Raw genomic sequence first — 24,795 nt, forward strand, 5'->3', positions numbered from 1 at the left:
ACCGAGACGGCCATCGGTGACGATGCGCCGGGAGGGAGATGCCGTGGAGGATGTCAACGTCGGATCGGTGATCGGCTGGGTCGTCCTGGCTGCACTGATCATCTTCGTCGTCGTGACGTTGAGCAAAGCGGTCCGTGTGGTGCCGCAGTCCCGCTCGCTGGTGGTGGAGCGGCTGGGTCGCTACTCCCGCACCATGCAGGCCGGTCTGCACTTTCTGATCCCGTTCTTCGACCGGGTGCGCGCGATGGTGGATCTGCGTGAGCAGGTGGTCAGCTTCCCGCCGCAGCCGGTGATCACCTCGGACAACCTGGTGGTCAGCATCGACACGGTCATCTACTTCTCGGTCACCGAGCCGAAGTCCGCGGTCTACGAGATCGCCAACTACATCACCGGTATCGAGCAGCTGACTGTGACCACGCTGCGTAACGTGATCGGCTCGATGGACCTGGAGCAGACCCTGACCAGCCGTGACCAGATCAACGGTCAGCTGCGCGGGGTGCTGGACGAGGCCACCGGTCGCTGGGGCATCCGGGTCAACCGGGTCGAGCTGAAGAGCATCGACCCGCCCCAGTCGGTGCAGGGCGCGATGGAGCAGCAGATGCGCGCCGAGCGGGACCGTCGTGCGGCGATCCTGACCGCCGAGGGTGTCAAGCAGTCCCAGATCCTCACCGCCGAGGGTGAGAAGCAGGCCGCGATCCTGCGGGCCGAGGGTTCCGCGCAGGCGGCGATCCTGGAGGCCGAGGGTGAGTCCCGGGCGATCCTGCAGGTGTTCGACGCGGTGCACCGTGGCGACGCCGACCCCAAGCTGCTGGCCTACCAGTACCTGCAGGCGCTGCCCAAGCTCGCCTCGACCCCGGCCAATAAGGTCTGGATCGTGCCCTCGGAGCTGACCGGCGCACTGGGGCAGCTGACCCAGGGCTTCACCGGCGCGTTCACCGGTGCAGGCCCCGCGTCGACCGGTGACCGTCCGGCGGGTGCGTCCCCGGTCCGCCCAGAGGATCTGCCCGCATCAGCGCTGACCGATCCGGCGCAGGCGTTGGCCGAGGCCCGTCGTGAGTCGCAGGCAGCCACCGCGGACGCCACCCGGGCCGGGACGTTCAGTGGTCGCCCGAACGACCCGAGTGCGGAGGCGGGCCAGCGTCCGCACCGCGCGGAGCCGCAGATCGACCCGGAGAACCCGCTGGGCTGAGTCACGCCGCTCGCCGACGCCCGCCGCACCTCACCCGGTGCGGCGGGCGTCGGCGTGTCCGAGCCCGCGCCCCTGCCCGCCCGCTGGATCGGCCCGTCTCGGCCCGGCTGCGTCGTCGCCCGGCCCAGCTCGGACCCGAGTTCGGTGGTGCGGTCACGAGTTCGGGTGCGGGGCGGACGACCTCGGGGCTGAAGCACCGAACTCGCTGTGCAGGGGCGCGAGGGGCGGGCGCGACTGGACGAGTGAGTGCTCACTCACTTATAGTCGGGGCATGGCCGAGAACCGTCGTGCACGCCCCATGAGTCGGGAGGACCGTCGTGCTGCCATCGCGGAGGCGACCGTCCCCCTGTTGGAGCAGCACGGTGCCACCGTGACCACTCGGCAAATCGCCGAGGCCGCCGGGGTCGCCGAGGGCACGCTGTTCAAGGCCTTCGATGACAAGCGTGAACTGCTGATGGCGGCCGCGGCTCGGGTGTTCGACACGGCGGTGGCGGTGCGGGAGATCGACTCGATGCCACCGGCCGCGGATCTGACCCAGGCAGTGACCGGCGTGGTCGAGCTGATGAATGCGACCGCGGTCCGGGTGCGGCGAATCATGATCGCGGTGCATGCCATCGCGGTCGCCGAGGCCAAGGGGCCACCGGGTCTGCCGTCCGGACCGCCACCGCAAGCCGACGCTCGGGATGCCCGCGTCCGTGCCCTTCAGGAGTTGAACGACGCACTCACGCGCCGGTTCGACCCCTTCCGCGACGACCTCCGGATCCCCCCGGAGGCGCTCGCCCGGCTGCTGCTGTCCACCGTGATGGGTCGGATCCCGCCCGGGATGCCCGACGACGACGGTCTCACGGTGCAGCTGCTGGTCGACGTGCTGCTGCACGGCGCCGCCGCCTAATCCCCTGTCCCACCCCGCCCCACGGGAGCTGCCTGTGCTCTGGCAACTGATCAAAGACCACCTCAAGCCGTACTGGCGTCAGGCCACCTATGTGATGGTGCTGCAACTCGCGCAGTCCATCGCCACGCTCTACCTGCCGACTCTGAACGCCGACATCATCGACCAGGGTGTCGCGGTCGGGGACACCGGCTACATCATGCGCACCGGCGCGTGGATGCTGGCGATCAGCCTGGTGCAGGTCGCCTGCTCGATTGCCGCGGTGTACTTCGGTGCGCATGTGGCGATGTCCTTCGGTCGGGACGTCCGGGCCGGGCTATTCCGCCGGGTGCAGGACTTCTCCGCGCAGGAGGTCGGTAGCTTCGGTGCGCCGTCGCTGATCACCCGCACCACCAATGACGTGCAGCAGGTCCAGATGGTCGTGCTGATGTCCCTGACGATCCTGGTGATGGCACCGATCATGCTGGTCGGCGGTGTGGTGCTCGCCCTACAGCAGGACACCACGCTGTCCGCATTGCTGCTGGTGGTGGTGCCGCTGTTGGCCATCGTCGTCGGCCTGATCGTGTGGCGGATGGTGCCGTACTTCCGCGCGATGCAGCAGAAGATCGACGCGATCAACCGGGTGATGCGCGAGCAGCTGACCGGGCTGCGGGTGATCCGGGCCTTCGTCCGCGAGCGCCGGGAGTCCGAGCGGTTCGAGGTCGCCAACCAGGCGCTCTTCGACACCTCGTTGCGGGCCGGTCGGCTGATGGCGCTGATCTTCCCCGCGGTGATGCTGATCATGAACCTGACCAGCGTCGGGGTGATCTGGTTCGGCGCGCAGCGGATCGACTCCGGTCACATGCAGGTGGGGGCGTTGACCGCGTTCATCAGCTACATCATGTACATCCTGTCCGCGGTGATGATGTCCGCGATGATCTTTGTGATGCTGCCGCGGGCGGTGGTCTCCGCCGAGCGCATCACGGAGGTGCTGGACACCAGGAGCACCGTGGCCGAGCCGGTCACGCCGACCGCGCTGCCGGGTCGGGCGTCGGGCCGGTTGGAGCTGCGCGATGTCGAGTTCCGCTACCCGGGTGCCGAGCGTCCGGTGCTGGAGCACATCGACCTGGTCGCTGAGCCGGGGCAGACCACCGCGATCATCGGGTCGACCGGTTCGGGCAAGACCACGCTGCTGAATCTGGTGCCGCGGCTGTTCGACGTCACCGGGGGACAGGTGCTGCTGGATGGCACCGATGTCCGGGACTTCATGCTGGACGACCTGTGGCGGCAAGTGGGCCTGGTTCCGCAGAAGCCGTACCTGTTCAGCGGCACGGTGGCCAGCAACCTGCGCTACGGCAATCCCGAGGCCACCGACGACGAGCTCTGGCACGCGCTGGAGATCGCCCAGGCGGCGGACTTCGTCCGGGAGATGCCCGAGGGGTTGGATTCGCCGATCGCCCAGGGCGGCACCAATGTCTCCGGGGGGCAGCGACAGCGACTGTCCATTGCCCGGGCGCTGGTGCGTCAGCCGGCGGTCTACCTGTTCGACGACAGCTTCTCCGCCTTGGACTTCGCCACCGATGCAGCGCTGCGTGCCGCGTTGGTGCCGCAGACCCAGGATGCGGCGGTGATCGTGGTCGCCCAGCGGGTGGCCACCATCCGGGGTGCGGATCGGATCGTGGTGTTGGATGCCGGCCGGGTGGTCGGCACCGGCACGCATGACGAGCTGTTGGCGTCCTGCGAGACCTATCAGGAGATCGTCTACTCCCAGCTCAGTGCGGAGGAGGCAGCATGAGCAACGACACCAAGAACGCCGCCCCGGTCCGCCGTGGACCCGGTGGCGGTGGCCCCGGGATGGGGATGGGCATGCCCGGCCAGAAGTCGATGGACTTCACCGGATCGGCCCGTCGACTGTTCGGTGTGCTGCGTCCGGAGCGGCTGCGGCTGCTGGTCGTGGTGGTGCTGGGTGCGCTGTCGGTGGCCGCGTCGGTGGCCGGTCCCAAGCTGCTCGGCAATGCCACCAACGTGATCTTCAACGGTGTGGTCGGCTCGATGCTGCCCGCCGGGGTGTCCCAGGAGCAGGCGGTCGAGGGGCTGCGCGCCCAGGGGCAGGACCAGATCGCCGACATGCTGGCCGGGATGTCCGGGGTGACGCCCGGGGTCGGGATCGTGTTCGCCGATCTGAGTGCGGTGCTGATGTGGGTGATCGCGGTGTACGTCGCCGCGGCGCTGCTCAGCTACCTACAGGGCCTGATCCTGACCGGCATCGTGCAGCGCACCGTGTACGACCTGCGTCGTCAGGTGGAGGCCAAGCTGTCCCGGCTGCCGCTGAAGTACTTCGACTCTCAGCCGCGCGGTGAGGTGCTCAGCCGGGTCACCAATGACATCGACAACCTCTCCCAGACTCTGCAGCAGACCTTCTCCCAGCTGGTGACCGCGGTACTGACCGTGGTGGGTGTGCTGGGGATGATGTTCTGGATCTCCCCACTGTTGGCCCTGGTCGCGCTGGTGACCATTCCGCTGTCGGTGATCGTGACCACGCAGATCGCCAAGCGGTCGCAGCCGCAGTTCGTCAAGCAGTGGGCGGCCACCGGCACGCTGAACGCACACATTGAGGAGATGTACACCGGGCACACCCTGGTGACCGTCTTCGGTCGCAAGAACCAGGCGATCGAGCAGTTCGACCAGCAGAACGAGGAGCTGTACACCGCCTCCTTCAAGGCGCAGTTCATCTCCGGGATCATCCAGCCCGCGATGGGCTTCATCGCCAACCTCAACTACGTGATCGTGGCGGTGGTCGGCGGTCTGCGGGTGGCGTCGGGGACGATGAGCCTGGGCGATGTGCAGGCCTTCATCCAGTACTCGCGGCAGTTCACCCAGCCGATCACCCAGATCGCCTCGATGATGAACCTGATGCAGTCGGGGGTGGCCTCGGCCGAGCGGGTGTTCGAGCTGCTGGACGCTGACGAGCAGGAGCCGGACCCGGTGGTCCCCGAGCAGCTGCCCGCGACGGTCACCGGACGGGTGGTCTTCGATGATGTGTCCTTCCGGTACCGGGCGGACACCCCGCTGATCGAGCACCTGGACCTGGTGGCCGAGCCGGGGCAGACCGTCGCCATCGTCGGACCCACCGGCGCGGGCAAGACCACTCTGGTCAACCTGCTGATGCGGTTCTACGAGATCGACTCCGGGCGGATCACCCTGGACGGCGTCGACACCCGCGCGGTGACCCGGGACGATCTGCGCTCGCGGGTCGGGATGGTGCTGCAGGACACCTGGCTGTTTGGCGGCACCATCGCGGAGAACCTGGCCTATGGCGCGGAGGGTGTCAGTCACGAGGACCTGGTCCGCGCGGCGGAGGCCACCCATGTCGACCAGATCGTGCGCGCCCTGCCGGACGGCTATGACACCGTGATCGACGACGAGGCCTCGAATCTGTCCGCGGGGGAGAAGCAACTGCTCACCATCGCCCGGGCGTTCCTGACCGATCCGTCGATCCTGGTGCTGGACGAGGCGACCAGCTCGGTGGACACCCGGACCGAGGTGCTGGTGCAACAGGCGATGAACGCGTTGCGCGCAGGTCGGACGTCCTTTGTGATCGCGCACCGGTTGTCGACCATCCGGGATGCGGATCTGATCCTGGTGATGGAGCACGGTTCGATCGTCGAACAGGGCACCCATGAGGAGCTGCTGGCTGCCGAGGGTGCCTATGCCCGGCTCTACAGCAGCCAGTTCGCCGCGGCGGTGGCCGAGGGCTGAGCCCGTCCCGGGGGTCGTCCGCTCGGCGGCCCCCGGGATCATCGCCCAATCCCTACCGTCCGGTATGCGTTAGGGTGGGCGGCGTCCGGGTGAGGAGCGATCCGCCCGAGGACTCGCTGCCGCGGCGCCCCGCGGCATGAGGCTGCCCGGACGTGCCTTCGGCCGCGTGCGCACGGGCCCCGTCGAAGGAGACATCCCATGAAGTTCGTCATCGAGGACGACTACGCGGCCCTGAGCCGGACCACCGCGGCTGTGCTGGCCGGTGCGATGCTGCAGGACCGCCGGGTCAACTTGTCCATCACCGCTGGTGCCACCCCGGCTGGCGCTTATCGGATGCTGGCACCGATCCTCGCCGAGCGCGGTCAGGACATCGACAATGTGCACTTCTACAACTTCGACGAGATCCCGAACGGCACCGACCGTGGGGTGACCCGGACCAGTCTGGACGAGCAGATCTTCCGCCCGGCAGGGATCGCCGAGGCCAACATCCACGGGCTCACCCTGGACAACGCCGACCAGATCCGTGCGGACCTGGAGCAGCACGGCGGGCTCGACCTGATCCTGATGGGCCTGGGCGGTGACTGCCACTTCTGCGGCAACATGCCTGGCACCACCCGCTACGACCGGGACATCTACCGCTACGACGTCACCCCCGAGGCGTCCTGGTACCACGAGGTGGCCTCGATGGACCCGGTGCCGACCGAGGTAGTGACCTTCGGTTTCCCGATGGTGCTGCGGGCCACGCAGGCGGTGCTCATCGTGAGCGGATCGTCCAAGGCGGAGGCGCTGGCGGAGATCCTCACCGGACCGATCGGCGAGGACCGCCCGGGGACGATCCTGCGCACCCACCCGAACCTGCTGCTGATCGCCGACCGGGAGGCCGCCGCGCTGATCGAGTCCGATGGTGCGGGCGGCTGGCGCCGCAAGTGACCCGATGAGCGAGGGCCCGACACTCACCGGGGTGTCGGGCCCTCGCGCGTCATTCCCCGACCTGCCCGTCGGCCTGCTCGCGCAGCAGGTCTGCGTGACCGTTGTGCCGGGCGTACTCCTCGATCAGGTGCACCAGCACCCAGCGCAGGGTGGGTGCCCGGCCGTCCGCCCAGGGTCGACGCACCGGTGCATCGAGCCCGTCCTCGCTCAGCGCCGCCTCGATCCCGGCCCGCGAGCGCTGCACCGAGGCCGCCCACAGCTCGCGCAGCTGCGCCGGTCGCAGGCTCTCGGCCAGATGCCAGTCGCCGTCAATATCTGCCTCCCAGTCCATCGTGTCCCAGGGGGCAGGGGCAGGTTCGCCGCGCAGCCGCCATGTGACCCAGGAGTCCTCGACGTAGGCCAGATGCGCCACCAGCCCGCCCAGCGTCATGGTGGACCGTCCGACGGTGGTGGCCAGCCCGGCAGGGGACAGTCCCGCGGTCTTCCACTCCAGGGTGGCGCGATGGTAGTCGAGGTAGGCGAGCAGCATCGTGGCCTCGTCCGCGGCTAGCGGCGGCTCCGGGCGGCCGTGTTCGTCGAGGGAGATCGGTGACATATCGGCAGTATGACGTGGGAACCGCGGCGGGCCGAGGGGAATCCGAGGGTTCATCGACGCACCGGGCCCTGCTCGGGTTGTCCCGTCGATCGGCGAGAATGGTCCGGTGCCCGCGTACCAGACCATTGCGCTGACTGATCCCGACGACGACCGGCTCGCCGACTACCTGCGTCTGACCGACGTGGCGCTGCGCTCCAAGCACGAGCCGGCCAAGGGGCTGTACATCGCGGAGAGTTCCACCGTGCTGGCCCGGGCGTTGCAGGCCGGACACCGGCCGCGCTCGGTGCTGGTGTCGCCGCGCTGGCTGCCGGACCTGGAATCCCTGCTGGGTGCCGATGACACGGGCGAGCCGATCCCGGTGTACGTCGCCGAGCCCCCGGTGTTGGAGGCGATCACCGGCTTCCACGTGCACCGTGGCGCGCTGGCGTCGATGCACCGGCCGGTGCTGCCTTCGGTGGCGGACACCCTGCGCGACGCCCGACGGGTGGTGGTGCTGGAGGACATCGTCGATCACACCAACGTCGGCGCGGCGATGCGCGCCTGCGCGGCGATGGGGGTTGACGCGGTGCTGGTCACGCCCTCCTGCGCCGACCCGCTGTACCGCCGGGCGATCCGGGTGTCGATGGGCACGGTGTTCCAGGTGCCGTGGACCCGCCTGGAGGCCTGGCCGGGCGGGATCGAGCTGCTGCACGAGCTGGGTTTCACCGTGGCGGCCCTGGCGCTGGACGACGACTCGATCAGCTTGGACCAGCTGGCCGCCGACCCGCCGCCGCGGCTGGCGATGGTGTTCGGCACCGAGGGGGATGGGCTGAAACGGCAGACCATTGCCGCCTGCGATGCCGCGGTCCGGATCCCGATGGCCGGGGGCGTGGACTCGTTGAATGTGGCTTCGGCGGTGGCGGTGGCGACCTGGGCGACCCGGGCCTGAGCCGCGGAGCGCTCAGCCGACGCGATCCCGCTTGGGTTTGCGCAACTCGTCCAGGAACCGTCGCACTCTCCGAGGATCGGCACCGAGGTCGGGCAGCGCCTCGACGATGGCGGCAGCCAATGAGCGGATCGGCACATTGGCGTCCATCGAGGCCGCGCGGAGCAGGCCGAAGGCACCCGCAGGATCGAGCTGGTGGCTGAAGGCGACGGCACCGACCGCCTGTTCGATCATCGACCGGGAGGTGGCGGCCGCGGAGATCGCCGAGGTGGCCACCGCCTGGCCGTGGCGATTGACCAGGTCGGTCAGGTCGATCAGGTAACCGCGCAGTCCGTCGGCCTGGCGCTCACCGACCAGCACGCACAGGTGCTCGTGGTGGTGGGCGTCGATCACGCGGTAGGCGAGGCTGAGCCGGTCATCGGCGAGGCGGTCGACCAGCTCGTCCCGGTCTTCAGGGTGGGTGTGGCTGAGCAGGAGATCGGTGGTGGGGACGACCTCCCCGGCGGCGAAGCCGTGAATCGTGTACACCGAGTCCGACCACCACCAGGCACCGGTGCATGCGTCGAATCGGTAGGCACCGGTCGGGGTGCTGGCCAAGGTGGTGGGTGTGACGTCCTTCTGTTCCGACAATGTCGTGGTGGTCCTCGTACTACTGCGGTGCCCGGAGCCTTGGCCCGACTCCTTCTTCCGCGCTGGTCAGAGGGTAATCGACGTGCCGCCCGGCGTCTCGTCAGTCCGGGGTCGAGGTGTGCTGGATGGTGGCGTTCGGGTCGGCGGCGTCGGGCCGTGGTGAACGCTGCCGGAATGCCAGGTGCCCGCCGAGGAATCCGCCGGCTCCGACCGCACCGGTCGCCAGCAGTGAGGCCAGTACCCCGGCGGTGCGGTGCCCGCGGCGGCGAAGCAGCCAGGAGGCCGCGAAGGTCACCGTTGCCACCGAGTTCAGCCCGGCATGCACCACCCCGACCCGGCGTACGCGCTGATCGCCCAGTGCCCAGTCCGCCACCCCGCTCAGGCTGGCAGGTGCGGCGCTGAGCACTCCGAGGCCGAGCAATCGGTCCGCAGCTGCGCGGGCTCCGGTGCCGCCGACCAGGTCCAGCGTCACGCTGCTCAGCCACAGACCCATCGGCAGGTCGGTGAGCAGGGGGTGGGCGGCGTGGCCCAAGGGTCGCCCGTGCAGGAGGTCGCGCACCAGATCGTGGCTCAAGAGCGGTCGACTGAGCTCGTCGAGCCGCTGCACCGCCGGGTCGAGCGACTCGGCGTGTTCCAGCGTGTCGGCCAGGCGACCGGGCAGCGGGGTGGGCTCGTGGGCGTGCTGTGCCATGACGACCTCCGGGATGGGCTGGCTCCGAGCCTCGCTGAGGGGGAGCGGTCCCGCATCTGGAGCTTCACCTACCATCTGGTAGGGTTTCGCTGACGAACCGCACGAAGGAGTGACGATGACTGACCAGCCGACCACCTCGGCCGTTTTGTGGGATATGGACGGGGTGCTGGTGGACAGCGAGGCCCTGCTCTACGAGGCCGAACGCCAGCTGTTCGCAGAGCACGGCATTGGCCTCACCCCGCAGGTGAAGGCCGGATTCGTCGGGCTCGGCGGCACTGAGGTGTTGGCGGCACTGGCGGGGCACTACGGCATTGAGCCGGACCTGCCGGCCTGGACCGCCCGCAAGATCGAGCTGGCCACCGCGCTGTTCCCGCAGCTGCAGCCCTTCGCGCCCACCACCGCGCTGGTGCGGGCGCTGGCTGCTGCGCAGGTGCCGATGGCTGTCGCCTCCGGGTCACCGCTGTCGGCCATCGAGGTGTCGTTGAGCACCGTCGGGCTGGCGGAGTTGCTGCCGGTGCGCGTGAGCGTCGACCAGGTCGGGGCGGGCAAACCGGCCCCCGATGTCTTCCTGGCCGCTGCCGAGCGACTGGGTGTTCCGCCGGAGCAGTGCGTGGTCATCGAGGATGCGGTGCCCGGGGTGCTCGCCGCCAAGGCCGCGGGGATGCGGTGCATCGCGATCCCGTCAGTGATCGAGCCGCTCGACCCGCGATTCGAGCAGGCGGACCTGTTGATCAGGGGCGGGATGGCCACCACGGATGCTAACGACCTGCTCGACTGGATGGGCTTCTCGACTGACCGCGACTGATCCGGTGTGCTCACCGGCATCCACGGCCCGATCGAGTCACGACACCGGGGGCATCGGCTGCCCGGGGCTGGAACGTCGGGACGACGGGGCTGACCACCCGCGAGCTCGCGGAATGGGGCTGACCGTCGCCCGACGTCTCCGGGTCATCCGCCCGAGGACGGGCCGCGCCTGCCCGACGCGCCGCGCACGTGGCGCTCTGGCGCGCCGGATGGCATTCTTGAGCGTCTTTTTGCGCCCCCGAGGATCCCGAGGTCCCGATGTCCACATCCCGACCGTCCCTTCGTGAACGCTGGGGAATCGCCCCGGCGGTGTTCTGGCCTTCGGCCGCCATCGTGGCGCTGGTCGCCGGGTTGACCATCGCGTTCCCCGGCCCCGCCGAGCGGTTCATCGCTTCGGTGCAATCCAATGTGGTCAGCGGCTTCGGCTGGTACTACGTGTTGCTGGTGGCCGGATTCGTCGCCTTCTCCATCTGGGTGGGGATCGGGCGCTGGGGGGACATCACCCTCGGCCAGGACGACGACGTGCCGCAATACAAACTCGGCACCTGGTTCTCGATGCTGTTCGCCGCCGGCATGGGCATCGGGCTGGTGTTCTGGGGCGTCGCCGAGCCGCTGAGTCACTATGCCGATCCCAAGCCCGGGGTCGACGGCACACCGGTGCAGCTGGCCCAGACGGCGATGACCCAGACCTACCTGCACTGGGGCGTCAACGCCTGGGCGATCTACGTGGTGGTCGGTCTGGCGCTGGCGTACACCATCCACCGCAAGGGCCGCCCGGTGTCGATCCGGTGGGCGTTGGAGCCGCTGCTCGGTGACCGCGTGCGCGGCCGGCTCGGCGACGTGGTGGATGTGACCGCCGTGGTCGGCACCGTGTTCGGCGTCGCGACCTCCCTCGGGCTCGGGGTGTTGCAGATCGCCGCCGGCTTGGACCACGCGGGGCTGATCGAGTCCTCCACCGGGTTGCAGATCGTCCTGATCATCATCGTGACCGCCGCCGCCACGCTGTCGGTGGTCTCCGGGCTGGACAAGGGCCTGAAGTGGCTGTCCAACATCAACGTCACGCTGGCCGGGGTGCTGATGCTGCTGGTCCTGGTGCTCGGACCCACGCTGTTCCTGCTGCGCGAGTTCGTCCAGTCGATCGGTAACTACCTGTCCAGCTTCCTGTCCCTGACCTTCAACGTCAGTGCCTACTCGGGTGCCGAGGGCGAGGCCTGGCAGGCGTCCTGGACCACGTTCTACTGGGGCTGGTGGATCAGCTGGGCGCCCTTCGTCGGGGTGTTCATCGCCCGGATCTCCCGCGGTCGCACCGTGCGCGAGTTCGTGGGCGGGGTGCTGCTGGTCCCGACCGTGGTCACCTTCCTGTGGTTCTCGGTGCTCGGCGGGTCGGCGCTCTACCAGGAGCTGTTCGGCGGTGGGGGACTGGTCGGCCCCGACGGAAGCGTGGTGCCGGAGAACGCGCTCTTCGACCTGCTCTCCCAGCTGCCCGGTGGGGCGGCACTGACCATCGGCGCGATCATCCTGATCGCCCTGTTCTTCGTCACCTCGGCGGACTCCGGTGCGCTGGTCGTCGCGATGCTCTCCGCCGGTGGCAATCCCAACCCCGGCACCCGACTCCGGGTGATCTGGGCCGCGCTGGTCGGCGTGCTGGCCATCGCCCTGCTGCTCGCCGGTGGGCTCACCGCGCTCCAGACCGCCGCCATCCTGATCGCCCTGCCGTTCTCCGTGGTGATGATCGGCATGGTGTTCAGCACCTCCAAGGCGCTACATCTGGAACACGTCGCGGTGCTGCGCGCTGAACGTCGCCGGGTCCGGGCCAGCCTGACCGAGCACGTCACGGCCCAGGTCACCCGCAGCGTCGAGGCGCAACTCGCCGAACGTGACCAGCAGGACGAGGAGCCGGACGACGGTGGTGCCCGGTGGTGGCGACGGGTGCGCGGGCCGCGAGAGTAATCCCCGATACGGTGACCCCTCCGTCACCCTCCGACCCAGGACAGCCATGACCAGCGACACCCGCGACCACCTGCGCCCGGGCCTCCAGACCCGCCACCTGACCATGATGGGTCTGGGATCCGCGATCGGAGCCGGGCTGTTCCTGGGCAGCGGTGCCGGGATCGCCACCGCCGGACCGGCGGTGCTGGTCTCCTACGCCATCGCCGGGCTGCTGGTCGTGATGATCATGCGGATGCTGGCCGAGATGGCCTCCGCGATCCCGGCCAGCGGGTCGTTCTCGGTCTACGCCGAGAAGGCGCTCGGACGCTGGGCCGGATTCACCCTCGGCTGGTTGTACTGGTTCACCCTGATCATGGTGCTCGGCGCGGAGATCACCGGCGTCGCCCAGATCATCAGCGGCTGGCTGCCCGGCGTGCCGCAGTGGGTGGTGGCGGCGGTGTTCGTCACGCTGTTCGCGGTGGTCAACCTGTCCGGGGTGCGGCAGTTCGGCGAGCTGGAGTTCTGGTTCGCCTTCATCAAGGTCGCCGCCATCGTCGGGTTCCTGATCATCGGCACCCTGCTGGTCTTCGGCCTGCTGCCCGGCACCGATCCGGTCGGCACCAGCAACCTGCTCGGCCATGGCGGCTTCGCACCTGAGGGCATGGGTGGCATCGCGGCCGGACTGCTGGTGGTGGTCTTCGCCTTCGGTGGCATCGAGATCGTCACCATCGCCGCCGCCGAGGCCCGCGACCCGCAGCGCGCCGTCGCCCGGGCCACCCGGACCATCGTGTGGCGCATCATGCTGTTCTACGTCGGCTCGGTGGCCATCATGGTGCTGGTCCTGCCGTGGACCGCGCCGGAGTTGCTGTCCGGCCCCTTTGTCGCGGTGCTCGACCTGGCTGGGCTGAGCGGTGCTGCCAAGCTGATGGAGGTGGTAGTGGTCATCGCACTGCTGTCCGCCTTCAACGCCAACGTCTACGGCACCTCCCGGATGGCGTACTCCCTGGCCGGGCGCGGCGACGGCCCGTCGGTGCTGCGCCGGGTCTCCCGCCGGGACGTGCCCTGGGTGTCTGTGTTGGTATCCGTGGCCTTCGCGGTGGTGGCGGTGGCGCTCAACTGGTTGCTGCCGGATGACCTGCTCGGGCTGCTGCTCAATGCCGTCGGTTCCGCGCTGCTGGTGGTCTGGGTGCTGGTCGCCGTCGCGCAGCTCAAGCTCCGACCCCGGCTGGAACGCGAGGCTGCCGAGCGCGGTGAGGCGATGACCCTGCGGATGTGGGGGTTCCCCTGGTTGACCTGGGCCACCCTCGCCGGGCTCGCCGGGCTGGTGGCACTGATGCTGGCCGACGACGCGGCACGGGTGCAGTTGGCGTCGACCGCGGTGCTGGTGGCCGTGATTCTGGCGACCTACGGGGTCAGTGCGTGGGTGCGGCGGCGGTCGGCCTGAATCATCCCCGCAGCCCGAGGAGCAACCCCGCCGCGATCGACAACATCACCACCGCGATCACCCCGTCCAGCACCCGCCAGGCGTTCGGCCGGGCGAACACCGGACCGAGCAACCGGGCGCCGTAACCCAGCGCGGTGAACCACAGCACGGAACCCAGCATCGCGCCGACCCCGAACCACCAGCGCAGTTCCCCGTGGCCCGCCGCGACCGAGCCGAGCAGCACCACCGTGTCCAGATAGACGTGCGGATTCAGCCAGGTCAACGCCAGCGCCGTCACCACCGGCCCGCGCGCACTGCTCGACTCCGCGGTCAACGCCTCCGGCCGAACCACCCGCCGGATGGCCAGCACCGCGTACCCGATCAGGAATGCCGCCCCGGCGATCCGCGCCACTGTCAGCACCATCGGGTGCGCGTCCACCAGTGCCCCCAGCCCCGCCACGCCCGCCCCGATCAGCACCAGGTCACTGACCGCGCAGACCACCACCACCGGCAACACATGTCGACGGGTCAGCCCCACGCGGAGCACAAAGGCGTTCTGCGCGCCGATCGCCACGATCAGCGAGAGCCCGAACAGCAATCCGGTGAGGAGGGTGGTCACGTCAGCGACGCTAGGTGCGGCGGACGCCAGTAGTCCAATGACTGCTGTGCGACCTCGATAAGCTGAGCTGATGGAGCTGCCCCAGCTGCGCACCCTCGTCGCCGTCATCGAGCACGGCTCCTTCGAGGCAGCCGCCGACGCACTGCACCTCACCCAGTCCGCCGTCAGCCAGCGCATCCGGGCGTTGGAGACCTCGGTCGGGCAAGTCCTGATCCGCCGGGCCCGGCCCGCCGGCGTCACCGAGGCCGGACAGGTCTACCTCCGACTGGCCCGACAGGTCCTCTCCCTGACCGAACAGGCCCAGCACGACGCCGGGAGCGCCACGCAGCAGACGCGGTTGTCCATCGCCGTCAACAGCGACTCACTCGGCACCTGGGTGCTACCCGCCCTCGCCCCGCTGGCCGACCGGATCGCCTTCGACCTGCACCGGGAAGACGAGGCACACTCGATTGCCCTGCTCCGCGACGGCACCGTCATGGCCGCCATCACCACCAGCGGCCAACCGGTCCAGGGCTGCACCGTCCACCGGCTCGGTGCCCTGCGCTACCGCCCGATGGTCGCCCCGGACCGCCAGCGTGCCTGGTTCCCGGACGGTGCCACCGTCCACGCGCTCACCCGCGCACCCGTGGTCGTCTTCGACCGCAAGGACGACCTGCAAGACGCCTTCCTGCGCGCCCACGGCGTCGACCCCACCGCGCCACCCCGGCACCACGTGCCGGCCTCCGCCGACTTCGCCACCGCCGTCCGGCTCGGTATGGGGTGGGGCATGCTGCCCGAGACGGAGACCGGCCCCGACCTCGCCCCGCTCGCCGACCACCCCGTCGACGTCACCCTCTACTGGCAGCAGTGGTCCCTGGCCGCCCGCGACCTCGACCACACCGGCCAGGCCATCCGGGCGGCAGCCGCCCGCCACCTGCGGTGATACTGGGACGATGAGCGTCGCCGAGTGGATCTCCCGTGCCGAGGACCGCGTCAACAGCCGCCTGGTCCGCCGACTCGGACGCCACGGCTTCATCCCACGCGTCGTCGCCTACCCCTCCTACGGGTCGACGACCTGGCTACGGGTGCGCGCCCGCATCCTGCTCACCGACCCACTCGCCGCCGCCCCCGGCTCCACCGCCCGCCGCGGCTGGCGCAACCTCCTCACCGCCGAGGTCGCCGGTGCCGAAGTCGAGATCCGCCGACCCTCCGGCGAGCTGCTCGACATCGTCCGCACCGACCGCGGCGGCTACATCGACGCCGTCATCCCCACCACCACCGCCCCCGGCCTCACCACCGTCCTGCTGTCCGTCCCCGGCGGCGACCAGGGCATCCCCGCCCCGATCCACATCATCGACCCCGACACCCGCCGCGCCGTCATCTCCGACATCGACGACACCGTCCTGGTCACCCTCGTCCCGCGCCCCCACGTGGCCCTGTGGAACTTCCTGCTGCGCAGCGAGACCAGCCGCCACGCCGTCCCCGGCATGCCCGAGCTTTACCAGCAGCTCACCGCCGACGGTCACACTCCCGTCTTCTACCTGTCCAACGGCGCCTGGAATACCGCCGGCGCACTCGGACGATTCCTCGGCCGGGTCGGCCTGCCCAGCGGACCCCTGCTGCTCACCGACTTCGGACCCACCGGCGAGGCACTCTTCCGCTCCGGCCACGCTCACAAAGCCAGCACCCTGCTCCGCCTCGCCGACGAGTTCCCCGACACCCGCTGGATCCTGATCGGCGACAACGGACAGCACGACCCCGAGCTGTACCGCGCCTTCGACGCGGCACGGCCCGGACGGGTCGCGGCGGTGGCGATCCGGGAGCTGACACCGGTGGAGCAGGTGGTGGCGTCCGGGACGCCCGGGGTCGGCGCGGGGGCGCGGCGAGGGATGGACGCGCTGGCGGGGGCGGCGGGGACGGTGTTCGTGTCGGCGGGGGACGGGGTGGGGTTGGCGGAGGGGTTGCGGCGGGGTGGGGTGGTGTGAATGACCCAGCCCGGTTCAGGACGGGTCGTCGTAGGCGATGCGAAGGCTGAAGTCCGCGAAGCGGAGCATGTCATTGGCGTCAATCGGCGTCCGTTGGTGCGGAGTCAGACGTGTCCAAGCCGGACCTCGGGCGACATACGAACCGTTGGCTGAACCCATGTCGCTCACCCACACCTGACCGCCGGGAGTGATCCCGACTTCCAGGTGGTCGCGAGAGAGGGTCCGCGTCGTGTCGGGAAGCGCCAAGACATCGCCATAGCGTTCCGGCTGGGTGGGCTGCCTCCCGATGATCAGGGTGCCGCGCAGCGGACGCCGTGTGCCATCGGACAGCTCGAGGATGACTTGACGAGCCCGGTTCGCTGAGGTGCTCCCGGACACGGCGCTCTCCGTGGCGTCGTCATGGTGACGACGGCGGGGGAGCGGAGGTGGTGTCACCGTGGTCAGCGCGGGGGCAGGCAGCGTGGTTGTCTGCTCGGGTTCGGGCTGGGGCTTGCGGCGGCTCATGCGTCATCCTCTTCGGGTCCGAGCGCGTGCAGAGTCAGGGTGTCGGTGACGGCCGCGAAGAGCTCGAACAGCGCGTCCGCGACGTCGAGGGCCGGAGACGTGCCCGCGACCAGGAGAACGCCAGCGTCCGTCGGGATGAAGGTGTTCATGACCACTGCGCGCACCTGGTAGCCCTCGTGGTTGAGGTCGATGTCTCGCACTCCGTACACCTGGACTGCGGTCCCTGCTTGGGACAGCTCAGTCATCGTCAGCGTTTGCCAGACTCCCTCGCCTGCGGGAGCCGGTGACTGCTGCAGCTGGTCGGTGATCGCGTCCACCATGGCTTCGCCCGGTCTGGCAGGTGCCGGTGGAAGGAAGGTCACCGTGAGCGTACCCGGGATCACGCCTTCCCCAGCCGGTTCGCTGAACACGGCGCAGAACTTCGCACCCGAATCCCACGCCTGAGCGACAGTGTTGCGCAGGAACCGCACCATCTCCGTTCGGTGCTCGCGTAGTTCGGGGGCCTCCTGCACACGCTTGTCGACCATGTGTCGCACCGCGGCGTCTCGGGTGAGCGGCCGGAGGTCGATCTCTTCCCAGCTGGGCGGCACGGTGATTCCGAAGGCATTGGGGGACTCGTCGACGGTCATGCGTCACCTCCGGGTGTGACCTGTGCGATTTGGATACTGGCGGTGGGGGCCGAGCCCACCTGGATGAACCCGCGTCCTGTCGGAGCCTCCGCGCCGATGTCGCTGCGCTTCAACCGGCCGCCGATGAGATCCGCCTCGATCATGTTGTTCGGCTTGAGCAGGACTCCTTGACGTGCCTTCCGGGTCTCTACCAACCATCCAGAGAAGCCCTTGGAGATCACATCCGTCTGACCGGCGACCACGACCACTAGGCGACGGTCCGAGGCCTGCGGAACAACCGTTCTAAGCCAGGCGTCCGCCGGGATGTCGCGTAGCAAGTCCGCGTCGTCGACGGCCAGCAGAACCGGGGGCCCGTCCGGCGTCGTCACGAGGAGCGGTTCCAGAACGTCCTGCGTGAGATCCGTGTCGGTCACGACCGCCCGCACCTGGTCGCCGACCAAATCTCGCAGTGGACTGGTCCGTGGCGCGAGACCCACGACCTCGTAGCCGTGGTCGAGCGCCGAGCGCACGATCGTCAGCAACGCGGTGCTGCGGCCCGACATCGACGGACCGCCGATCACGAACGCACTGGGCCCTCGTAGCGGATCGAACCCGATCGGTTCCACGTCATCGCCGCCCACTCCGATCACAAACTCGTCCACCAGCCCGGCGGACTCTGCACGGCGAACCAGGTCTGAGTAGCTCAGGCGGGCAGGCATCGACTCCACGCCGAACGGCCGATGGGAACGGTCAACGCCGTGGTCGCGCTCACGCAGCTCGGCACCCAAGCGAATCAGTTCTTCGCGCTGGCTCTGTCCCGACGCGTCCGGGCTCACCACCGCGATCTGGATCTCGGCACCGCTTCCGGCGCGGAAGCCGCGCCCAGCTTCGATGTTCTCCGGCACCTTGCGCGCGTTGAGACCGAACATCGAATAGTCGGTGCGATCGATCAGCCGGAGCGCGATCTTGTCGTCGACGAGTGAGCCCATCCGCCCGGAGACGAGCTGACGGTCGCCTGTCAGCATCAGGTGGATTCCCGCGCTGGCGCCCTCTCGGAGGAGCGTCATCGTCGAATCGACCAAGCTGCCACCGTCGTGAGAGTCGAACGTGGCGGTGAAGCCCTCCCACGAATCCAGCAGCACGACGATCCGCGGCAGCCGCTGGTCCCGGGTGACCGATCGGCGCTGTTCGGACGCATCGGCGAACCCGCCGGAGGCCAGCAGTTCCTGACGGCGTTTGAGCTCTGCGCGCAAACGCCCGAGCAGCCGGGATGTCTCATCCAACTGCGTTCGGGTCACCACAGCGCCCACGTGCGGGAAGTCGCGGAGCGGAAGGAGCCCGCCGTTGCCGCAGTCGATGGCGTAGAGATGAAGCTGATCGGTGGGATAGGTGCGGGCGAACGACGCAGCGAGGGTGCGCAGCGCCGTGGTCCGGCCGGTGCGGGCGGCACCCACGATGGTGAGATGGCTCGCCTCGTCTTCGAGGTCGATCGTCGCGTCGGGTTGCCGTTGTTCGCCAGCCAGGTCGACCCGACCGTAGGGGACAGGCCCACCTGTGTCCGAGAGGTCTGAAACATTGAGCTCGGACAGGAGTAGTTGCTCTGGGAGGGCGGGTAGCCACGGCTTGCGCGGCTCGGGAATCGACAACGATTGCGCGGCCCCCCGGATCGCCGAGACCAACTCTGCGAGATCGGTCCGCTCGACGTCACCCGCGTCAGCCGCTGCCTTCGGTCGCTGCGGTGCCGGCTCTGCCAGTTCGGGCAACGAAAGACGCTGAACCAGGGGGTCGAGGGGCTCTGCGTCGGTCTCCTCCGTGACGCTGGGTCGCCGACCACCGACACGTCCGGACTGGAACGGGATCAGCGAGGTCGAGCCGAGCCGCACATAGGCGCGCCCCGGTGTCGACTTCCCGATCCGGGCCGCGTCCGGGGCGTCGATGACGTCCGCACTCTCTGCCGCGTCGGTGACGCGCAGTGCGATGCGCAGGTTGGTGTTCGCGCGGATCTCAGCGGAGACCACACCGCTGGGCCGCTGCGTGGCCAGGACCAGGTGAATGCCCAATGACCGACCACGCTGGGCGATGTTGACCAATCCAGTCACGAAGTCCGGCAACTCTCGGGCCAACGACGCGAACTCGTCGATCACGATGGCCAGTCGCGGCATCGGTTGGAGATCAGGGCGTCTGGCGGCGAGGTCGATGTAGTCGTCGAGGTCCTTGGCCCCTGCGCCTGCCAACACATGCTCGCGGTACCGCAGCTCGGCCCCCAACGACTCGAGGGCGCGCTCCACCAAGTGCGTGTCGAGGTCGGTGACCATTCCGACGGTGTGGGGGGAGATCGACACAGTCCTTGAAGGCTGCTCCGCCCTTGTAGTCCACGAGGACGAAGGTCATCCCCTCGGGGGTGTTGCTGATCGCCAATGATGCGACGAGGGTCTGCAGCAGCTCACTCTTCCCGGACCCGGTCGTCCCGGCGACAAGCGCATGCGGTCCGTCCTGAGAGATGTCCAGCTGGAACGGGCCGTCGATCGACTCCCCGACGACGGCTTGCGTGGAGCGCGGGTTCAGTAGCCATCGAGCGGCGATGGCGTCGGGGGTAGGGGGTTCCAAGCCTGCGACATCGAGGAGCCGGCTGGCGTCCGGGATCGCGGCGTCGGAGACCTGTGGGCTCGCATCTTCCATCGGTGACAGTGCACGCCCCACCCAGTCCAGCCAGTCGTCATCGACCCAGTCGGGCAGCACCTGCGGGATCGGATCCTCCTTGTGCCGACGGATCGTGAGCTGAACGGAGTCCTGGATGTCGACCACCGTGACGCACTCTTCTGGCAGGAGGCGATCGTTCTCGTCAGTGCAGATGGAGTAGATCCCGTAGCGCGGTCCCTCAGTGAGGATGCGCGTGACTCCGGGCATGGCACGCAGCCGGTGAGCGCCATCCATCACGACGACGATCGGAGGTTCCAGGCCGGCTGTCTGCTGTTGAGCGGCCTCCCGGCGGAGATCGATCAGCTGTTGAAGCTCAGCGATCCGGCGAGCGAGTGACTGCGCTCCGAAGCCGACCGTGCTCATACAGTCCTGCCCGAAGAGCGGGCGTGCGTGCGGAAGCCAGCTGATGAAGTCCCAGCTCACGGTCGGGGTGCTTGTGGTGGCGTCCGCACTGCGGTTCTCGGGGGCGCGGAGCACATAGACCTGCACGTCGCGGGGGCTGTGGAGCACACCGATCTGCGCCACGAACCAACGTGCTAGTGCACTGGCCCGTCCGTCCGCCCCAGCGACGCCGAGCACACCGGTCTGCGCCAGGTGCACGACAGCCGGGGCATCACGGACATCGCGCACGACTTTGCGCTTGTGCTCCAGCTGTTCGGGGTCCTCGAGCGTCACACCCGAGGGCTGATCAGCGGTGCCACAGCGCAGTGCCAGGTGGTGCTCGTCGCCGATACGGCGCTCCCACAGTCGAGGAGTGGGCGTCGTCGCGATGACACCGACCTCGGCGGCATCGGGATACAGGAAGAGCCGCCGAGTGAGTTCCTGCACCACCGCCTGCGCAGCGTCGCTCTCGATTCGTTCGCTGAGTTCCGTGTGCTCAGCGACCTGCTCGCGATAGCGGACTGCGCCTTGCTTCCTGCTGTTGATGAAGTTGGCCACCATCATCAGCGGTGACATCAAGCCGAACGCAAGCATCCGGGGATTGTTGAACGCGAGCGCCATCACGACGGCGAAGACCAGCGGGATGAGCGAGGTCATCCAGGGGAACTTCTGCTGTGGGGGTTCACTCGGGCTCGGTGGCAGTTTGAACACTGCCGGGGGCTCAGGCGGGAGGAATCAGGGAGGTCGGTTGTACTTGACCGCCCCGGACTCCGGGACGAACTCCGCCATTGCCGCGGTGGCGGCTCGGTCGCGCACCTCGATGATGCGATCCCCGAGGTGCACCTGCCCGCCCGGGGGGATCCAGACGACCCCGTCGATGGGCTCACCATCGACCGTCGCGGTATCCGCGCCCAGTCCCGCACTGTCGGCGTTGTGTTGGCCCACGGCGTTGACAGTGTGATCGTCCCTCACGATGAGGTCGACAGGAGAGACGCCCTCAACACGCACGTGACCCGAGTCGACGTGGATCGTCGTACCCGCACCTACGCCGCTCACCGTCCGCACCTGCACCGGTCCGGCCACCGGCGGTCGTCCGCCGAACGGAACCGCGTCGTCATCGAGCAAGCTCACCCAGGAGCCAGATCTGAGCCCGGTTTGATCGAGGGGCGTCTGCGGTGGGTACACCGTTCCATCGACCGCTACTCGACGATCAGCGCCGGAGGTGTCCGACGCCATCAGATTGACCAAAATCGCCTGAAGTCGCCCGATCGTTGCATCAGGGGTGATGTCGATAAAGGCGATCGAAACGTCATTGGTAGCACCGTCGTGAGCCGTGACTGTCAATCGCACCTGTGCAACGCTACCTGTCAGTCGCCCATTGCCGAAACCGACTCCCGCTTGCTACGGTCCATGCCTGTAATGCCCAGATGGACTTCGCATACCACAAGACAGGGGTCCACCATGGCAAACCTGAACGTGACTTTCGACGAACTGACCGATGTTGCAGGGAAGCTGCGCTCTGGGAAGGAAGCCTGCATCGGTGAGCTTGAAGGGCTCAAGAGCGCGGTCGATGGGCTGATCGGTGCTGGGTTCCAGACGGACAACGCCTCGGGCACGTTTCAGAGCACGTACGCCGACTTCAACAAGGCAGTCACTGACACGGTGAATGCTCTCGAAGACCTTGAGAACTTCCTGCGCCGGGCCGCTGAGGCATACCGCTCGACTGACGAGGAGCTGGCGAACGCGCTCAAGGGTGCGTGATCTGGCGTTGCTGGTTGAGGTGCCCCGGGCTTCGTGGTGAGGTCCGGGGCGCCTGTGTGAGGATGTGTTCGTGTGTGGTGCGGGGAGGGTGTGATGAGTGATTCGTTGAGGGTTGTGGGGGACAAGCTCGAGGATCTGGCTGATCGTATGGATGATGCGGCTGATCTGTTGGATAACTCTGTGTCGGGGTTGTCTGGGCATGAGTCTGATGTGGGTCACGGGGGTGTGCGTGATGCTGTGGCTCGGTTTGAGCGGCATTGGGGGGATGGTCGGACTCAGGTGCGTGAGCAGGCGCAGACTTTGTCGCAGATGCTGCGGGATTCGGTGGCGGCGTATGACGATGCTGAGGCGCAGTTGGTGAGTGCGTTGGAGGGTCATGGTGGTCAGGCGGCGACCAGTGGTGTGCAGGTGGCGGTGTGAGTCGGCCGGTTGATTGGCATGTGGTGGGTCAGGGTGGTGATCCGACTCCTGGTGATGCGTGGGGTGTGCGTGCTGTTGCGGGGGTGTATGAGCGGACGGTGACGGCTGCGGGTCAGGTGTCGGCGTTGGTGCGTGCGGTGCAGTCGGGGTGAACCATCGTTATGGGATCGATCTCCCGGACTGGGTTCCAGATGCCCCTGCAACTCTGGGTATATGGAGTGACGCTTCTGCGGCATACGCGAGCGGTGCGAACGGCGAAGTCAGGGCGGCCGTGGGAGACGAACTGCAAAAATTGACTCGAACGTCGAGATTTCAATACTGATCGCAAACGAGCGGGTCACGAGAATCGTTGAAAGTAACGCACGTGCAGGAATTCAGGCAATCCTCAAGTGAGGTAGGTTATCGAGTGATCGACGATAGTCTCAGTACACAGATCGTGCAATTTATCGGACGAGAATGCAACAGGGCGCCTTGGCCAAGCCTTGCTCGTGTTGATGCAGAATATTCCGATGCGGTGCGCAATGTCTCGCGCTCGCTACTAGACATTGAGATCGACTGGGATACTCTTGGATGGAAGGGCGGATTAGAGTGCGCTAAAGAGGTCATCGCGGCGCAGTTCCCCCAGCTCACCCAGGAAGCGCGCGATGACCTGTTTTGGTATTTTAGCTTCGAGGTGCGGGCGGTGAGCGAAAAGAAACCAAGAACATGAACCTTCCATGCCGCATCGATTATCCTTCTGCGGACGACTGTGTGTCCTATTAGACATTAAGGGTGATATGTCCACTGCTAGTGAAAATGCCGCCGAGATTGCGTGTGGGTATTTGCGAGTTTCCAGCCCTGCTGAACTACGCGAAGAGTTCATCGATGAGATTGGCGGGTGGCTGTTCAGTCATCCGTCTCGCGGAGGAGGTAGTTGTCTAGTCGATGGCGAAGGTCACGGAATTATGATTCCTAGCGCCGTGGACCCGGACGATGGAATAGCTTCTTACGTAAAAGGTGCGCGTGATTTCTAATTAAATTTGCACGCGTTTGTGCGACTTCTGCCTACCGGACCCGAATCACTATCGGGCTCGATCGTCTATTGTTGGGCCGCGATCGCGAGCCCGCCGGTCCTGGCCGGAACATGCTAATGGAACGCATCCGACTAACGACTGGGGGACATTGCGCTGAGCAGGAGGCCGATGTGGCTAACAAGCTGTGCACTGGTAAGGAGAGCTCAACAGCAGCCCTATCAATCGCATTGGACAGTTCGCTATGGAATGCTTTTTCCTTAAGATTGATGCCAAGTGGGTAGCGGAGCGTATCAACCTCACGCTTTCCGAGATTAGATACGCACTCGATCGTGGCTGGATGCAATGCCGGGACGTTATCAATCTCGCAGAATCTAATGCGATGTCAGTCTGCGCGACGGAAGACCAAGAGATCATTGACCAGCTGGCTCTTATATTGAGCGAAGATGCCGAAACGGTGAATGAAATTCTGCCCCGGGCTTCTACCAACGAGCTCGACATCGAGGCCCCGGCGGTCTGGCAGTATCTTTGGACGGCGTGGATCGTTGAGAATGCGGATCGGCTTCCTGACCCATGGGACATATTTTTGGGCGCGTTCGCGGCACTCGGAAGCCCTGAACAGATGTATCCGCTTCTAGAGCGCGAGTCTGGTGCAAGTGTGTTCCCCGAACCTGAGGTCCGGCGGTGGCGCTCATACGCCGAAGATCTCCGCAGCATTGTAATTGGACAACGGCCGCTTTAGCCCGACCACTGATAATCAGCTTTCGCGCGTGCTTGCGGGGAGGCCCGAGGAGGTTTTGGCAAGCAATGATTCTGTTTCGCTTGATCAAGTGACTAGTTCGCCGCTCGGCCGGTTACGGCCGAGCGCGATGGTGTCGGCGGTGAGATTTGAAAATTTCGCCGACGTGCCCCATACTGGCTCAGTAGGTGACAAGTATTGCTCACTTTTTGATGGAGTTGGTAGTAATGAGCATATCGGGCAACTGGGCAAGGGCAGACGCCTGGGTCGCAGGCCTGCTCGGAATAGAATTTGACCAGGCGTCTAAAATGCGATATTTGCCAGACGGCCAATCGCACGCCGTGGT

The 24,795-nt window shown here is 67.4% G+C and carries 24 protein-coding genes; 15 read left to right on the forward strand and 9 right to left on the reverse strand.

The features are described 5' to 3' along the window. The first annotated feature begins 43 nt into the window (after positions 1-43). The 5 genes from AB0N78_RS00245 (at position 44) to AB0N78_RS00265 (ending at position 6,746) form a co-directional block, all read left to right on the forward strand. Positions 44-1,189, forward strand: coding sequence for an SPFH domain-containing protein (locus tag AB0N78_RS00245; protein WP_363384244.1), 1,146 nt, complete (start codon positions 44-46; stop codon positions 1,187-1,189). A 271-nt stretch (positions 1,190-1,460) separates the two neighbouring features. Next, on the forward strand, positions 1,461-2,081 hold the full coding sequence (locus AB0N78_RS00250) for a helix-turn-helix domain-containing protein (RefSeq protein WP_363384247.1): 621 nt from the start codon (positions 1,461-1,463) through the stop codon (positions 2,079-2,081). Positions 2,082-2,115: 34 nt separating this feature from the next. Next, positions 2,116-3,852: an ABC transporter ATP-binding protein gene (locus tag AB0N78_RS00255; RefSeq protein WP_363384250.1), complete on the forward strand. Its 1,737-nt coding sequence runs from the start codon at positions 2,116-2,118 to the stop codon at positions 3,850-3,852. Then, entirely contained in the window at positions 3,849-5,816 is a 1,968-nt protein-coding gene (locus AB0N78_RS00260) for an ABC transporter ATP-binding protein (RefSeq protein WP_363384253.1), read from the forward strand. Before AB0N78_RS00255 ends, AB0N78_RS00260 begins: the two co-directional genes overlap by 4 nt. Positions 5,817-6,014: 198 nt before the next feature. After that, on the forward strand, positions 6,015-6,746 hold the full coding sequence (locus AB0N78_RS00265; RefSeq protein ID WP_363384256.1) for a 6-phosphogluconolactonase: 732 nt from the start codon (positions 6,015-6,017) through the stop codon (positions 6,744-6,746). Between the two features lie 49 nt (positions 6,747-6,795). Here AB0N78_RS00265 and AB0N78_RS00270 read toward each other — a convergent pair whose 3' ends face one another. Beyond that, positions 6,796-7,341 (reverse strand): DinB family protein, encoded by a 546-nt coding sequence (locus AB0N78_RS00270; protein ID WP_363384259.1) that lies wholly within the window; start codon positions 7,339-7,341, stop codon positions 6,796-6,798. A gap of 106 nt (positions 7,342-7,447) precedes the next feature. On the opposite strand from AB0N78_RS00270, the gene AB0N78_RS00275 reads away from it, so the two are divergent. Beyond that, on the forward strand, positions 7,448-8,269 hold the full coding sequence (locus AB0N78_RS00275) for an RNA methyltransferase (RefSeq protein ID WP_363384262.1): 822 nt from the start codon (positions 7,448-7,450) through the stop codon (positions 8,267-8,269). Between the two features lie 12 nt (positions 8,270-8,281). Here AB0N78_RS00275 and AB0N78_RS00280 read toward each other — a convergent pair whose 3' ends face one another. Together AB0N78_RS00280 and AB0N78_RS00285 are read right to left on the reverse strand one after the other, a co-directional pair. Beyond that, positions 8,282-8,896: an ANTAR domain-containing protein gene (locus tag AB0N78_RS00280; RefSeq protein WP_363384264.1), complete on the reverse strand. Its 615-nt coding sequence runs from the start codon at positions 8,894-8,896 to the stop codon at positions 8,282-8,284. 100 nt (positions 8,897-8,996) lie between these two features. Then, positions 8,997-9,587, reverse strand: coding sequence for a DUF2231 domain-containing protein (locus AB0N78_RS00285; RefSeq protein ID WP_363384267.1), 591 nt, complete (start codon positions 9,585-9,587; stop codon positions 8,997-8,999). Between the two features lie 115 nt (positions 9,588-9,702). Here AB0N78_RS00285 and AB0N78_RS00290 point away from each other — a divergent pair, with 115 nt between their 5' ends. The 3 genes from AB0N78_RS00290 (at position 9,703) to AB0N78_RS00300 (ending at position 13,764) form a co-directional block, all read left to right on the forward strand. Beyond that, on the forward strand, positions 9,703-10,392 hold the full coding sequence (locus AB0N78_RS00290) for an HAD family phosphatase (RefSeq protein ID WP_363384270.1): 690 nt from the start codon (positions 9,703-9,705) through the stop codon (positions 10,390-10,392). A gap of 257 nt (positions 10,393-10,649) precedes the next feature. Continuing rightward, positions 10,650-12,341: a BCCT family transporter gene (locus AB0N78_RS00295; protein ID WP_363384273.1), complete on the forward strand. Its 1,692-nt coding sequence runs from the start codon at positions 10,650-10,652 to the stop codon at positions 12,339-12,341. Between the two features lie 46 nt (positions 12,342-12,387). Next, a complete protein-coding gene (locus tag AB0N78_RS00300; RefSeq protein WP_363384275.1) occupies positions 12,388-13,764 on the forward strand; it encodes an amino acid permease in 1,377 nt (458 codons plus the stop codon). A gap of 1 nt (position 13,765) precedes the next feature. Here AB0N78_RS00300 and AB0N78_RS00305 read toward each other — a convergent pair whose 3' ends face one another. Continuing rightward, positions 13,766-14,362, reverse strand: a complete 597-nt coding sequence (locus AB0N78_RS00305; RefSeq protein ID WP_363384278.1) for a LysE/ArgO family amino acid transporter — start codon at positions 14,360-14,362, stop codon at positions 13,766-13,768. 70 nt (positions 14,363-14,432) lie between these two features. On the opposite strand from AB0N78_RS00305, the gene AB0N78_RS00310 reads away from it, so the two are divergent. Together AB0N78_RS00310 and AB0N78_RS00315 are read left to right on the forward strand one after the other, a co-directional pair. Beyond that, a complete protein-coding gene (locus tag AB0N78_RS00310) occupies positions 14,433-15,284 on the forward strand; it encodes a LysR family transcriptional regulator ArgP (RefSeq protein ID WP_363384281.1) in 852 nt (283 codons plus the stop codon). Positions 15,285-15,294: 10 nt separating this feature from the next. Beyond that, positions 15,295-16,326: a phosphatase domain-containing protein gene (locus AB0N78_RS00315; protein ID WP_363384284.1), complete on the forward strand. Its 1,032-nt coding sequence runs from the start codon at positions 15,295-15,297 to the stop codon at positions 16,324-16,326. A gap of 15 nt (positions 16,327-16,341) precedes the next feature. On the opposite strand, the gene AB0N78_RS00320 is transcribed toward AB0N78_RS00315, so the two are convergent. From AB0N78_RS00320 to AB0N78_RS00340, 5 genes are all read right to left on the reverse strand, one after another. Then, the gene (locus tag AB0N78_RS00320; protein ID WP_363384286.1) at positions 16,342-16,830 is read right to left on the reverse strand and encodes an FHA domain-containing protein; all 489 of its coding nucleotides are present in this window, start codon (positions 16,828-16,830) and stop codon (positions 16,342-16,344) included. Continuing rightward, positions 16,827-17,459, reverse strand: coding sequence for a hypothetical protein (locus AB0N78_RS00325; protein ID WP_363384289.1), 633 nt, complete (start codon positions 17,457-17,459; stop codon positions 16,827-16,829). The genes AB0N78_RS00320 and AB0N78_RS00325 overlap by 4 nt, the downstream gene beginning before the upstream one ends. Then, on the reverse strand, positions 17,456-19,726 hold the full coding sequence (locus AB0N78_RS00330) for an FtsK/SpoIIIE domain-containing protein (protein WP_363386187.1): 2,271 nt from the start codon (positions 19,724-19,726) through the stop codon (positions 17,456-17,458). Before AB0N78_RS00330 ends, AB0N78_RS00325 begins: the two co-directional genes overlap by 4 nt. Next, on the reverse strand, positions 19,611-21,176 hold the full coding sequence (locus AB0N78_RS00335) for an FtsK/SpoIIIE domain-containing protein (protein ID WP_363384292.1): 1,566 nt from the start codon (positions 21,174-21,176) through the stop codon (positions 19,611-19,613). The genes AB0N78_RS00330 and AB0N78_RS00335 overlap by 116 nt, the downstream gene beginning before the upstream one ends. Before the next feature lie 78 nt (positions 21,177-21,254). Further along, positions 21,255-21,869 (reverse strand): hypothetical protein, encoded by a 615-nt coding sequence (locus tag AB0N78_RS00340; protein ID WP_363384295.1) that lies wholly within the window; start codon positions 21,867-21,869, stop codon positions 21,255-21,257. 111 nt (positions 21,870-21,980) lie between these two features. On the opposite strand from AB0N78_RS00340, the gene AB0N78_RS00345 reads away from it, so the two are divergent. The 4 genes from AB0N78_RS00345 (at position 21,981) to AB0N78_RS00360 (ending at position 24,452) form a co-directional block, all read left to right on the forward strand. Then, positions 21,981-22,280, forward strand: a complete 300-nt coding sequence (locus AB0N78_RS00345; protein WP_363384297.1) for a WXG100 family type VII secretion target — start codon at positions 21,981-21,983, stop codon at positions 22,278-22,280. Between the two features lie 93 nt (positions 22,281-22,373). Next, positions 22,374-22,700: a type VII secretion target gene (locus AB0N78_RS00350; protein WP_363384300.1), complete on the forward strand. Its 327-nt coding sequence runs from the start codon at positions 22,374-22,376 to the stop codon at positions 22,698-22,700. 364 nt (positions 22,701-23,064) lie between these two features. Continuing rightward, on the forward strand, positions 23,065-23,409 hold the full coding sequence (locus AB0N78_RS00355; protein ID WP_363384303.1) for a hypothetical protein: 345 nt from the start codon (positions 23,065-23,067) through the stop codon (positions 23,407-23,409). A gap of 545 nt (positions 23,410-23,954) precedes the next feature. Continuing rightward, positions 23,955-24,452, forward strand: coding sequence for a hypothetical protein (locus AB0N78_RS00360; protein ID WP_363384306.1), 498 nt, complete (start codon positions 23,955-23,957; stop codon positions 24,450-24,452). The last annotated feature ends 343 nt before the right edge of the window (positions 24,453-24,795 follow it).

The sequence above is a fragment of the Cellulomonas sp. NPDC089187 genome, from assembly GCF_040685135.1.
Lineage (GTDB): Bacteria > Actinomycetota > Actinomycetes > Actinomycetales > Cellulomonadaceae > Cellulomonas.